The sequence below is a fragment of the uncultured Corynebacterium sp. genome, assembly GCF_902782855.1.
GTDB lineage: Bacteria > Actinomycetota > Actinomycetes > Mycobacteriales > Mycobacteriaceae > Corynebacterium.
Window position 1 is genome coordinate 1 of sequence record NZ_CACZOO010000333.1, and the last position, 12,345, is coordinate 12,345.

The following is a 12,345-nucleotide window of genomic DNA, read 5'->3' on the forward strand; positions in this document are numbered from 1 at the left end:
CAGAACAGCACCGACGGCGACTCCTGGATTCAACCGTACGACGCCTTTTGGACGGTCGTAGTCGTTGTCCTGGCACTGGTCACTGTCTGGGTACTCATCCGTTTCACCCGGTGGCTCAGGAGCCGTCAACAAACGCCGAAGCACTCGCCGCTCCGATCGCCCGGAACCCACGATGGTTCGGCAGGGGGAGGGAGAAGGTAAGGTATCCACCCGTGTCAGATACCGTCAGCTCCGCCAGTACCGCCCCCGCCGCCACCGAGGTGAAGGCCGAGGCACACCGCCGCCGCACCTTCGCCGTCATCGCCCACCCCGACGCCGGTAAGTCGACGCTGACCGAGGCCCTGGCGCTGCACGCCCACGTCATCAACGAGGCCGGTGCGGTCCACGGCAAGGCCGGGCGCAAGTCCACCGTCTCCGACTGGATGGAGATGGAGAAGGACCGCGGCATCTCGGTCGCCTCCTCCGCCCTGCAGTTCGAGTACGCGCCCGCGGGCCACACCGGCGAGCCGTACATGATCAACCTGGTGGACACCCCCGGCCACGCCGACTTCTCGGAGGACACCTACCGGGTGCTCACCGCCGTGGACGCCGCCGTGATGCTCGTCGACGGCGCCAAAGGCCTGGAGCCGCAGACCCTCAAGCTGTTCCGGGTGTGCAAAGCCCGTGGCCTGCCGATCATCACGGTGATCAACAAGTGGGACCGGCCCGGCAAGGAGCCGCTGGAGCTCGTCGACGAGATCGTCACCGAGATCGGCCTGCAGCCCACCCCGCTGTACTGGCCGGTCGGTGAGGCCGGGGACTTCCGCGGCCTGGCGAAACTGTCGGCCGAGGGCGAGCCGGAGGAGTACATCCGGTTCCTGCGCACCGCCGGCGGGTCCTCCATCGCCCCGGAGGAGCACTACTCCCCCGGTGAGGCGCTGGAGCGCGAGGACGGCACCTGGGCCACCGCCGCCGAGGAGGCCGAACTGCTCGCCGCCGACGGTGCGGTCCACGACCAGGAGCTCTTCCTCGACTGCACCACCTCCCCGCTGATCTTCGCCTCGGCGATGCTGAACTTCGGCGTCCACCAGATCCTCGACACGCTGTGCGCCCTGGCACCGGAGCCCGGCCCGCGCGAGTCCGACCCGAAGGTCGTCGAGGCGGCCGCCGCCTCCGGCGGTGCGGCGGTGGAGAAGGTCCGCGACATCGACGAGGCGTTCTCCGGCGTGGTCTTCAAGGTCCAGGCCGGTATGGACACCCACCACCGCGACAAGCTCGCATTCATGCGCGTCGTCTCCGGACGCTTCCAGCGCGGAATGCAGGTCACCCACGCCCAGTCCGGCCGCGCCTTCTCCACGAAATACGCGCTGACCGTCTTCGGCCGTGACCGCACGACCGTGGAGGACGCCTACCCCGGCGACATCGTCGGCCTGGTCAACGCCGGCTCACTCGCCCCCGGTGACACGATCTACGCCGGACGCAAGGTCCAGTTCCGTCCGATGCCGCAGTTCGCCCCGGAGAATTTCCGGACGCTGCGCGCCAGGACCCTCGGCAAGTACAAGCAGTTCCGCAAGGCCCTCGACCAGCTCGACTCCGAGGGTGTGGTGCAGATCCTGCGCAACGACGCCCGCGGTGACGCGAACCCGGTGATGGCAGCGGTCGGCCCGATGCAGTTCGAGGTCATGCAGGCCCGGATGGCCGGCGAGTACAACGTGGAGACCGTCACCGAACCGATCCCCTACCAGGTCGCCCGCCGCACCGACGCCGCCAGTGCCCCGGAGCTGGGACGCCAGCGTGGTGTGGAGATCTTCACCCGCACCGACGGTGAACTCATCGCCCTGTTCGGTGACAAGTGGAAGCTCGCCTTCGTGGAGAAGGAGCACCCGGAGCTCACCATGGAGCCCCTGGTCGCCGACTAGCTGGTTTCTCCCGACAGCTCGACCAGACCGCGGGTCAGCGCCCCGGTCCACCCCGCCATCTCGTGACCGTGGGTGGAGATCTCGAGGGTGGCGGGGACGCCGCCGGCCGCCAGGGCGTCGAACACCGCGGTCGAGTGGTCGGCCATGGTCGAGCGCCCCGACCCGGGGCGCCCTTCCCCGGTTCCGGCGCTGAGGTGGACGCGGATGTCCGGCAGGGTGCCGGCGGCGGCCCGGTCCAGGATCTCCGCGGCAACCTCCCCACCCACCTGCTCCGAGTTCCAGGCGGGGTACCAGAACGATCCCGAGGTGCACACAGCGAGGGCCGCGACGTCCGGCCTGGTGAGCACGACATCCAGCGCGGCCAGCCCGCCGAGGCTCTCCCCGGAGACGACGGTGCGCCGCGGGTCAGCTCGCCGACCGACCTGCGCCCACGCCCACGGGACCACCCGGTCGGCGATGAGTCCCCGGTACTCCGCGGACCGGGTGAGCAGCCCGTAGCGTCCCTCGGCGGTGTCCACGGCGACGACACCGACCTCCGGCAGGCGTCCTTCCTCATGGAGCCGACGCAGCGCGGCGGGCAGAGCGGTCCGCGACCAGTTCCGGCCGTCACTGATGAGCAGCACGTGGTCCGCGCCGGGAAGGTCGGCGGTCCACAACGTCCTGCCGTTGACCGTGGTCTCCGCCCAGTCAGTGACGGCCGTACCGTCCGCGTTCTCCACGGCGCCCCACCCTGCCTGTTCCGGGGCATCCGGCATGACCAGGCGTCCCGACGCCTCACCGAACCCCTCGGAGAACGCCGCCGGACGCCACGCCGGATGGTCGAGCACATGCGGCACGGTCTGCCGGACCACCGTCATCCAACGCAGGCGGCTGTCGGGCTCCGCATCCAGTTCGGTGGCGAGATCCGCGGTCACCGGCATGATCCGGTACGACGCCACGAGGTCGTCGGGCACCTCCAGGGTGGACTCCCACCGGCCCCCGTCAGGCCCGGTGACCCGGCTCATCCGGTGCAGATCCGGGTGGTGGTGGTCGTGGACCGCCGTGATGTGGAGGAGGACGCGGTCGACCTCCGGTGATCCGGCGGAGGGGGTCCAGTGGAACGTGATCAGCACCGGCCCAGCCTAACCGGCCCAGTACCGCAGGACCGAGTCCGTGTCGAGCACCACCCCGGCGCGCCGTCCGGTCCACCGGCACGCCAGCCGGTGCTCCTCACGCGAGAAGTCCCCCACGGCGTCGGCGACGAGGAAGGGCTGCACCCCGCCCATGAAGGACTCGACGGCGGTCACCGCACAACCGATGGAGGCGTACACGCCGGTGATGACCAGCTGGTCGCGACCCAGCTCCGTCAACTGCTCCGCGAAGTCGGTGTAGGCGTAGGCCGAGTAGCGCCACTTGGTGAGCACCCGGTCACCGCCGACGGGGGTGAGCCCGTCGATGATCTCCGCCCCCTCCCGGTCCCCGGTGAGGCCCGGGCCCCAGTAGTCGTTGAGCAGGGCGCGTCTCTCCGGCGGCTGGTCGGCGGGCTGGGCGGTGTAGAACACCGGTATCCCCGTTTCACGGGCCCACTCCGCCAGTGTGACGGTGTTCTGTACCAGGGTGGTGAGAGGTTCGGTGGCCGGGTCGAAGGGCTTCAGGAAGTGCCGCTGCATGTCGTGGATGAGCAGGGCGCAGCGGGAAGCGTCCGGGGTCCAGTCGACGACCGCGTCCGGCAGATCGACGGGGATGTCGTAGGAGATGAGGTCAGGCAGGTCGGTTGCCACCGGTGAACTCCTTCGCGGGGACGATGCCCAGCCCCTCGAGGATGGTGCGCAGTTTCGCGCCGGTCTCGGTGAACTCCGCATCCGGGTCAGAGCCGTCGACGATGCCGGCGCCGGCCCAGGCGGTCACCCTGTCACCGTCGAACTCCGCGGCACGGATGGAGACGACCCAGTCACCGTCACCGTCGGCGCCGCACCATCCGGCGGTCCCGGCGAAGTAGCGGCGGTCGGCCGGCTCGAGGGCGTGGATCCGGTCCATCGCGTCGACGGTCGGCACGCCCGCCACCGCGGGGGTGGGATGCAGCAGGCGGGCCAGCGACAGGGCATCGGTGCCGTCGGCGGCGGCGTTCCGCAACCGGCCGGTGATCCGGCTGCCGAGATGCCACATCTTGTCGGTGGCGAGCAGCTCCGGGGCGTCCGGGACCTCGAGTTCCACACACCACGGGGCGAGGGTCCCGGCGATCATGTCGACGACGAAGGCGTGCTCGTGGAGGTCCTTCGGTGACCCGGTGAGGTGTTCGGCGCGGCGCCGGTCCGTCACCGGGTCGTCACTGCGGGGCACCGACCCCGCCAGCGGATGGCTGACAATCCGGTCACCGCGGCGCGACAGCAGCAGTTCCGGGCTGGCACCGAGGAAGGCACGGGCCCCGCCGAGCGGCACGGAGAACACCCAGGCGTTGCGGTTGCGGACGGTCAGCCGGCGCAGCAGGGACTCCCACTCCGGTCGCCGGTCCAGGATGGCGCGCACGGCCCGACCGAGGACGACCTTGTCGAGACCGGACTCCGCCGTCATGGCGTCGAGTGCGGAACGGACCGCACCGGTGTAGACGTCCCCGACACCGGGGTCGACGGCGACCGGGTGGACACCGTCGCCGCTGTACCTGTGATCGGGGCCGACGACGAGACGCCCCGGGGTCAGCGACAGGTCGGTGGCGAAGAGCCGGTCGCCGGTGCCGGTGCGGTGGTCGAAGGGCAGGGCGCCGACGACGGTGCTGCCCGGCGCCCGGTCCTCGACCGGACTGAGCCGCCCGGAGGGTACGTGCAGTCCGGTGCTCCCGCGACGGAAGGTGAAGTCGCCGCGCCGGGCGGTGGACAGCGGCTCGAGCGGTGCGGGATCAGGCATGGAGTGTGGCTCCTCCGTCGACGTAGATCTCCTGGAGCACGACGTGCCGCGCCTCCGGGGACGAGAGGAAGACGACAACCTCCGCGACGTCGTCGGCGGTCGCGATCCGGCCGAGCGGGATGCCGAGACGGGCGGTGGCGAGATCACCGCCGAGGACGCGGGCGCGCCCGGCCTCGGCGTCGTCCCCCCAATAGTCCCGCTGCATCGCCGTATCGGTGGACCCCGGGTTCACGACGTTGCAGCGGATCCCCTCGCCGGCGACCTCCAGGCCGAGGCTGCGGGTGAGTGCCGAGGCCGCAGCCTTGGAGGCCGCGTAGACGCCCATGCCGTGGCGGGGGACGCCGGCCGCGTTGGAGGCGATGACGGTGACCGCCCGGTCCGCACCTTCCCCCGGTCCCTGCTCCCCCATCACGCGGGCCGCCGCCCGGAGGACGAGGAAGGTGCCGCGGGTGTTGACCGCGAGGACGCGGTCGAAGCCGCCGAGGTCGGTCTCCGCGACGGTGGCACCGGGGCCGAGGACGCCGGCGCCGTGGATGACGCGGGTCACCCGGCCCGCCGCGGCTGCCACGGCGAAGAGGGCTGCGACGGCGTCTTCGTCAGAGACGTCGCAGGTCACGGGACGGATATCTGTGGCGGGGGCACAGGCTGCGAGGTCGTCGACGGTGGACGCCAGGGCGTCCGGGTCACGGTCGGCGAGAATCAGGGTGGCGGGGCGGTCAGAACGGCTGAGGAGACGTCGCGCCACCGCGACACCCATGCCTCCGGCAGCGCCGGTAACTACAGCAACATCACTCACAAGAGGTGAGGCTAACTTATGGACCGGCTCTCAACCAACCCCGTGAACGACATCACAGGAAGTGCGCCGCCCCGAGCACCATGAGCATCACAGCCGCCAGCACCCCGGCGGTACGGGCCACCGCGACACTGTTCTCCCGCATCCGGGCGAACTGCCGCCCCACCCAGGACGCCGGCCGCACCCGAACGTAGCCGACCGCCAGCGCGGTCAGGAACGGGAGACTCAGTGCGACACTGGCGTAGCCGACCATGCCGAGGTAGCGGGTCGCGACGGTGAAGTCCCCGGCGCTCATGACGAGGATTCCCGCGAAGAACGGCCCGGAGGTCACCGACTGCACCAGGCCGAGGACGACACCGGTGCCGAGAGTCGCGATGGTGGGCGTCCGCAACGGACCGAGGATCCGCTCGACGAGAGCGGAGCTGTCCCCTTTCCCGACCAGTGCAGTGAAACCGATCAACCATCCGGTGGCCACGAGCAGGATGCCGAAGACCGGCGAGTCGACGAAGGTGCCCACGGCGTCCCCGATGCCGTCGAAGACGAGGAGGGACAGCAGTGCGAGCGCCAGGACGCCGAGCCAGTCCCCCAGGACCAGTAGTGTGGCGATGCGGGCGTAGGCGCCGCGACGGCCGCCGGCGGACACGACAGGAAGCATGACACCGACGGCGACGATGACACCGATCAACAGGACATTGAGGGTGTCGACCAGGGCGTAGGACATCACGTGCAGCACGCAGGACAGCCTACAGGCCACCTCCGGTTCCAGCCGTTCCCCCGGCGACAGACAGTGTTAAGACCATAGTTATGCAGCCGAGGTGCAAGATTGCACATGCCATGCAATAATCGCCGCCATGGCTAAATTCCTCTACCGGGTCGGACGATCCGCATACATGTACCGATGGCGGTTCATCGCCGTCTGGCTGCTCATCATGGTCGGTGCGGGCACCGCCGCGGCCACCATGATGAAGTCGACCTCGATGTCCTTCTCCATCCCGGGCCTCGAATCCGTGGAGACCATGGAGGAGATGGGCGAGCTCTTCCCGGGCCAGGGTGACGAGACAGAGGCCCCGAGCGGCACCGTCGTCGTCCGCGCCCCCGAGGGCGGCTCCCTCACCGACGCTGCCACCAAGGCCGATCTCGACAAACTCATCACGGAACTGCGCGGGGAGAACAGCCTCGTCCAGGAACAGAGCGGCCCCGACGGCACGGAGACCCCGGTCATCCTCGACCCGGTCACCGCCGCCGCCGGCATGGAGCAGCAGATGACCGAGGCGGAACTCCCCGCCCTGGAGGCGCAGGGGCTCAGCGAGGCCGAGGCCACCGCCTCCGTCGAGGCCGACCTCGCCGCCGTCTCCCCGCTCTCCGCTGACGGCCGCACCGGCACCATCTCCGTCCTCTTCCACGGCGACACCGCCATGGACGTCGACGCCGCCGACAAGGAGTCCGTCACCGAGGTCCTCGACAACGCCTCCACCGACAACCTGGAGGTCTCCTACAACGGCAACGTCTTCCAGATGTCCGAGATCGGCTTCACCGCCGAGCTCATCGGCATCGCCGTCGCCGCCATCATCCTCATCATCACCTTCGGCTCCTTCGTCGCCGCGGGCCTGCCGCTGCTCACCGCGATCATCGGGGTCGGCACCGGCATCATGCTGATCATGGCGGCCACCGCGCTGACCAGCGACATCAACAGCATGACGCCCACCCTGGCGTCCATGATCGGTCTCGCCGTCGGCATCGACTACGCCCTGTTCATCGTGTCCAGGTTCAGGAATGAGCTGGTCGCCTTCGCGGGCGGCAACAACATGACGCCGAAGGAACTCGCACAGGCGATCAAGGGCACCAGCCACCGCGAACGCGCACACCTCGCCGGCCTCGCCGTCGGCAAGGCCGGGTCCGCGGTCTGCTTCGCCGGTCTGACGGTCATCATCGCCCTGGCTGCCCTGTCGATCATCAACATCCCCTTCCTCACCGCCATGGCCCTGGCCGCCGCCTTCACCGTGATCATTGCGGTGCTCGTGGCGATCACCCTGCTCCCGGCGATCCTCGGTGCCTTCGGCACGAAGTCCTTCGCCGGCCGCGCGCCGGTCGTCAAGGCCCCGGACCCCGAGGACGACAAGCCCACCATGGGCCTGAAGTGGGTGCGCCAGATCCGCAAGCGCCCCGTCATCTTCTCCGTCAGCGCCATCCTGCTGCTGGTCGTCCTGGCGATCCCCGCCCTCGGCCTGAAGCTCGCCATGCCCACCGACGACTCCGCCAAGCTGGGAAGCCCGCAGCGTACCGCTGCCGAGTGGATCACCGAGGACTTCGGCCCCGGCCGCAACGCGCCGATGATCGCCCTGGTGAAATCCGGTACCGATGACCCGAAGAAGGCCCAGGCCGCCTTCGGTGCCGCGGTCCAGGAGATCAGCCAGGTCGAGGGTGTCGAGAACGCCCAGATCACCCAGATGACCGAGGACGGCTCCGCCGCCCAGGTCCTCGTCACCCCGACCAGCGGCGCCAACGACGAGGCCACCTCGGAGACCCTGCAGGCCCTCCGCGACGCCGAGTCGAACTTCAGCAGCCAGGTCGACGGCTCCTACACCGTCACCGGTGTCACCCCGATCTTCGACGACATCTCCGACCGCCTCTCCGAGGTGCTCATCCCTTACATCGCGATTGTCGTGGTTCTCGCCTTCGTCCTGCTGGTGATCGTCTTCCGCTCCCTGTGGGTGCCGCTGATCGCCGCCTTCGGCTTCGCTCTCTCGGTCGCCGCCACCTTCGGTGTCACCGTGGCGATCTGGCAGTGGGGCTGGCTCGGGGTCACCAACGACCCACAGCCGATCATCTCCTTCCTGCCGATCATGCTCATCGGCATCGTCTTCGGCCTGGCGATGGACTACCAGGTGTTCCTGGTGACACGCATGCGCGAAGGCTACGTCCACGGCAAGACCGCCGGCAACGCCGTCTCCAACGGCTTCAAGCACGGTGCCCGCGTAGTCACTGCCGCAGCGCTGATCATGATCTCGGTGTTCTCCGCATTCATCCTCATGGACGAGCCGTTCATCGCCGTGATGGGTTCCGCCCTGGCCATGGCCGTGCTCATCGACGCCTTCGTGGTCCGCATGACCATCGTCCCCGCCGTGCTCTTCCTTCTCGGCGACCGTGCCTGGAAGCTGCCGAAGTGGCTCGACAGGATCATCCCGAAGGTCGACGTCGAAGGCGAGGGCCTGACCGGGCTCGCTGACCCGGCGGCCGCGAAAGACGCGCAGGAGGACAAGGTCTCCCTGGGCGCCGACGACTCAGGCTCCGGGAAGTCCGATGACTAGCGAGGCGCCGCAGCCCTCCCTGCGGGAGCAGAAGAAGGAGGAGACCCGGCGCGCCCTGTCCCGGGCCGCCGCCGAACTGCTGCTCTCCGAGGGCAGCGACGGGATGACCGTCGCCGCCATCGCCGGTCGTGCCGGGGTCTCCACCCGGACCTTCCACAACTACTTCCCACGTCGGGAGGACGCCCTGCTCACCTTCATCGAGGACACCCTCGAGGAATGGCGGCGTCAGGTGGAGCAGGCTCCGAGGGGAGAGCACCCGTTGGAGACGATGCACCGGCTCATCGCCGTCCGGCTCGGTGCCGGGCCTGATGCCGGGCCTGATACCGGGTCTGATGCCGGGCCTGATACCGGGCCAACAGACCCCGCCGATCCGCTCAACCCCGGTTCCCTGCTCAATCTCATGTCCATCGGGGACCATCTGGGACTGACGACGGGTCCGGCGGACAAGCAGCGCGTCCTGCGTCTCGGCGACGGCCTGCTGGAGACACTGTACCGGCGGCCGGGACACGCGCTGTCCCGACAGGCGATGACACTGCTCATGATCTCCTCACTCGCCGCCGGGGCGATCGCCGTGGAAGCCGACCACCGTGCCCGCGACCGCTCCAGCGGTGACTGCGTCCTGCCGCCGTGGGCGTCGCTGCACAGTGGAGACGACCGGGACCCCCGCGACATCCTCGACGAGGGATTCACCCTGCTGGGGTCGGGCTTCGCCGGGTAGACCGGTCCGGGTGGTCCGCAGATCAGACGACCGCGGCGATCCCCACCGCCGCAAGCAGGACGCCGCTGCCGATGAGCAGCACGAGCGTCCCGACCGCGATGACCCGCCCGGTCTTCGTGGCCACGTTGACGGTGAAGTTCGACCCGTTGCCGTTGTCGATCATCACCTTGTCCCGGTCCGGGCCCTGCGTGATCTCGACGAACATCCCCCACTTCCGGCGTCTGCCGTCGGAGTGGGGGTATTTTTCCTCAAGCTCCCGGCCCCGCCGCGTCATCACCACAAGCAACCACACGGTGGTGGCGATGATGCCGGACATTCCGGCCCCCATCAGCCAGCCGGAGTGCCCCTGCAGCCAGCCCCACGGCCCGTAGCTGCCGACCATCATCACGGTGAGTGAGACGCTGAGGCCGGTACAGAACCAGCCGAGCGCCGGAGCCATGACAGCCCACTCATGCCAGGAGCGCAGGGCGTCCGTCCTGGTCTTCGCCCCGCCGCGTTCGAAGATGGCCGAGGACTGGAACCAGAGGAAGCCCGAGGTCAGCACCAGGGTGAATACGCAGATGCCCGGCGCCGGCAGCAGCTGGAACAGCAGTGTCCCCATCGATCTCGGTTTCCATGCGTCCGGTTCCCCGCTGAAACCCCAGTGGGTGGGCATCGGGTCGGGGATGTCGTCGAAGAACGCCCACAGCGCCACCGCGGCGAGGACCGGGGGCAGGAGCACGAGCGGCCAGAACCACCACCGGACGCTGACCGCCGGGTGGGCGGCGGCATCCTGCTGACGCTGTTCCCGTGTATAGGGTTCCGTCGTGGCGTGGAGCTGTCCGGCAGGCATGTCCACAGGATATCGGGCCACGGCGCCCTTCTGCCCGGGACTTCTTTTCAACCCGGGTTTTCCACTGGCGCAGCCTGCGCCGCGGTGTACTGTGACCTCTGTAAGCATTCTCAGGGCGGGGTGGAAGTCCCCACCGGCGGTGAGAGCCCGCGAGCGCCACCTCCACCAGGTGGGTCAAGCAGATCCGGTGTGATTCCGGAGCCGACGGTCACAGTCCGGACGGGAGAGAAAGGCTGGACACCCCATGTCCGGATCAGTACTCACTTCACTTCTCGACGCACAGTGGACGATCGGCGACACCGCCATCCTCTGGCGCGAGATCATCGGCAACGGCTTCGGCATCGCCTCAGCGATCGGCGGCATGCGCCGGGTCGTCTGGGCATGGCCGGTGGGCATCATCGGCAATGTTCTTCTGTTCACGGTGTTTCTCGGCGGGGTCTTCCACACCCCGCAGGATCTCGACCTGTACGGCCAGGCCGGACGGCAGGTCATGTTCCTCATCGTCAGCACCTACGGCTGGTGGCAGTGGCGCAGGGCGAAGCGTGCCGGGATGAGGGAGCCGGAGCGCACCGACCCCTCACGCTCCATCATCACTGAACCTGCGACCACCTACGAGGCCGTGCAGCCGCACTGGGCCTCGGCGAGGGAACGGGTCTTCATGGCCGTCGTCGCCGTGGTCGGCACCTGCGGATTCGCCTGGGTCTTCTCGGCCCTGGGTTCCTGGGGGCCCTGGTCGGACGCCTGGATCTTCACCGGTTCCCTGCTCGCCACCCTCGGCATGGCCCGTGGCTGGACCGAGTTCTGGCTCATCTGGATCGCGGTCGACCTGGTCGGCGTCCCCCTGCTGTTCTCCGCGGGCTACTACCCCAGTGCGGTGCTCTACCTCGTCTATGCGGCATTCGTCATCTGGGGCTTCGTGGTGTGGGTGAGGGTACAGCACGAGACCCTGGCCCGGCAGCGTGTCGAAGGGCCCCCGGCGGACGCGGAGAGCGTTTCCCCCGGTTCAGCACGTGACGATGTGAGTGCCGGTCACCACTGCTGACACACCGTCGTGAACTCCCCGTGTACTGGATATGTCACGCGGACTGCCGTAGGGTGCTTGGGGAAGAATGATCGGCTCCGTAGGCCTCCTCGTCGCGGACCGCCAGGTGGAGGAGGAAGCCCGCTAGTGACAACCATGAGAAATGCCGGCGACGACAGCGCCGTGGCCGTGACCGGCGGATCGGCGTCCGACGGAGTTCCGTCGGTCACCTCCACCGTCCGGCTCACCGGGCTGCCCGTCCGGATTCTCAATTACCTGGTCAAACCGCGCTGGTGGTTCGAGATCGCGATGATCTACGGCATCTACGCCGTCTACTCGCTGATCCGCAACGGTGTCCACGATGTCGAGGACCGGGCCTTCGCCAACGGCCGGTGGATACTCGATGTCGAGGACAGGTTCGGCCTGGCCTGGGAGCGGGGGCTCAACAGCTTCCTGGACAACACGCCCTCGGTGGCCGCGGTGGCCGCGGTCGTCTACGCCTCCCTGCATTTCGTGGTGACGCCGGGAACCCTGGTGTGGATGTACGTCAGGCATCACCGCCATTACCGTTTCACCAGCACGATTCTCGTCCTGACGACCTGTCTCGCGCTCATCGGCTTCTACACGCTGCCTACCGCACCACCGCGCATGTTCGCCAACGAGGGCTTCGTGGACATCATGGCGAAGACCGGGTCCTGGGGCTGGTGGCCGGAATCCGGCACCCCGGCCTCCGACAACATCTCCAACCAGTTCGCCGCCATGCCGTCCCTGCACTGCGCCTGGGCGACCTTCTGCGGTGTCGTCATCGTGCTCTACACGAAGAACCAGATCGTCCGGGTCCTCGGTGCCCTGTACCCGGTGCTCACCTACTTCGTGGTGATGGGCACGGCGAACC

11 protein-coding genes and 1 riboswitch are annotated in these 12,345 nt (G+C 68.8%); of the genes, 5 read left to right on the forward strand and 6 right to left on the reverse strand.

From position 1 onward, the window contains the following. Positions 1-212: 212 nt before the first annotated feature. Complete coding sequence (locus QZV72_RS13550; protein WP_297009162.1) at positions 213-1,898, forward strand: peptide chain release factor 3; 1,686 nt, start codon at positions 213-215, stop codon at positions 1,896-1,898. Here QZV72_RS13550 and QZV72_RS13555 read toward each other — a convergent pair. Genes QZV72_RS13555 through QZV72_RS13575 form a run of 5 tightly spaced genes read right to left on the reverse strand, consistent with a single transcriptional unit; the run spans position 1,895 to position 6,304 of the window. After that, positions 1,895-3,010, reverse strand: a complete 1,116-nt coding sequence (locus QZV72_RS13555) for an enterochelin esterase domain-containing protein (RefSeq protein ID WP_297009163.1) — start codon at positions 3,008-3,010, stop codon at positions 1,895-1,897. The genes QZV72_RS13550 and QZV72_RS13555 overlap by 4 nt on opposite strands. 9 nt (positions 3,011-3,019) lie before the next feature. Then, entirely contained in the window at positions 3,020-3,658 is a 639-nt protein-coding gene (locus tag QZV72_RS13560; protein WP_297009165.1) for an isochorismatase family protein, read from the reverse strand. Further along, positions 3,639-4,778 (reverse strand): isochorismate synthase MenF, encoded by a 1,140-nt coding sequence (locus tag QZV72_RS13565; protein ID WP_297009166.1) that lies wholly within the window; start codon positions 4,776-4,778, stop codon positions 3,639-3,641. Before QZV72_RS13565 ends, QZV72_RS13560 begins: the two co-directional genes overlap by 20 nt. Next, complete coding sequence (locus QZV72_RS13570) at positions 4,771-5,574, reverse strand: SDR family oxidoreductase (RefSeq protein WP_297009167.1); 804 nt, start codon at positions 5,572-5,574, stop codon at positions 4,771-4,773. Before QZV72_RS13570 ends, QZV72_RS13565 begins: the two co-directional genes overlap by 8 nt. Before the next feature lie 52 nt (positions 5,575-5,626). Then, positions 5,627-6,304 (reverse strand): hypothetical protein, encoded by a 678-nt coding sequence (locus QZV72_RS13575; protein ID WP_297009169.1) that lies wholly within the window; start codon positions 6,302-6,304, stop codon positions 5,627-5,629. Between the two features lie 118 nt (positions 6,305-6,422). Between QZV72_RS13575 and QZV72_RS13580 the strand changes: the two genes are divergently transcribed. Next, positions 6,423-8,879, forward strand: a complete 2,457-nt coding sequence (locus QZV72_RS13580) for an MMPL family transporter (protein ID WP_297009171.1) — start codon at positions 6,423-6,425, stop codon at positions 8,877-8,879. Beyond that, on the forward strand, positions 8,872-9,597 hold the full coding sequence (locus tag QZV72_RS13585) for a TetR/AcrR family transcriptional regulator (RefSeq protein WP_297009173.1): 726 nt from the start codon (positions 8,872-8,874) through the stop codon (positions 9,595-9,597). The genes QZV72_RS13580 and QZV72_RS13585 overlap by 8 nt, the downstream gene beginning before the upstream one ends. Before the next feature lie 22 nt (positions 9,598-9,619). Here QZV72_RS13585 and QZV72_RS13590 read toward each other — a convergent pair whose 3' ends face one another. Next, entirely contained in the window at positions 9,620-10,429 is an 810-nt protein-coding gene (locus QZV72_RS13590; protein WP_297009175.1) for a DUF1648 domain-containing protein, read from the reverse strand. A gap of 102 nt (positions 10,430-10,531) precedes the next feature. Further along, positions 10,532-10,664: riboswitch (FMN riboswitch) on the forward strand. Positions 10,665-10,673: 9 nt separating this feature from the next. Between QZV72_RS13590 and QZV72_RS13595 the strand changes: the two genes are divergently transcribed. Together QZV72_RS13595 and QZV72_RS13600 are read left to right on the forward strand one after the other, a co-directional pair. Continuing rightward, entirely contained in the window at positions 10,674-11,471 is a 798-nt protein-coding gene (locus QZV72_RS13595; protein WP_297009177.1) for a nicotinamide mononucleotide transporter family protein, read from the forward strand. Between the two features lie 135 nt (positions 11,472-11,606). After that, the coding region (locus QZV72_RS13600; protein ID WP_297009179.1) for a phosphatase PAP2 family protein at positions 11,607-12,345 on the forward strand (739 nt) is incomplete at its 3' end.

Coding starts and splice junctions, on each gene's coding strand:
- QZV72_RS13595 (WP_297009177.1), top strand. CDS start 10,674: ATGTCCGGATCAGTACTCACTTCACTTCTCGACGCACAGTGGACGATC.
- QZV72_RS13580 (WP_297009171.1), top strand. CDS start 6,423: ATGGCTAAATTCCTCTACCGGGTCGGACGATCCGCATACATGTACCGA.
- QZV72_RS13590 (WP_297009175.1), bottom strand. CDS start 10,429: ATGCCTGCCGGACAGCTCCACGCCACGACGGAACCCTATACACGGGAA.
- QZV72_RS13585 (WP_297009173.1), top strand. CDS start 8,872: ATGACTAGCGAGGCGCCGCAGCCCTCCCTGCGGGAGCAGAAGAAGGAG.
- QZV72_RS13565 (WP_297009166.1), bottom strand. CDS start 4,778: ATGCCTGATCCCGCACCGCTCGAGCCGCTGTCCACCGCCCGGCGCGGC.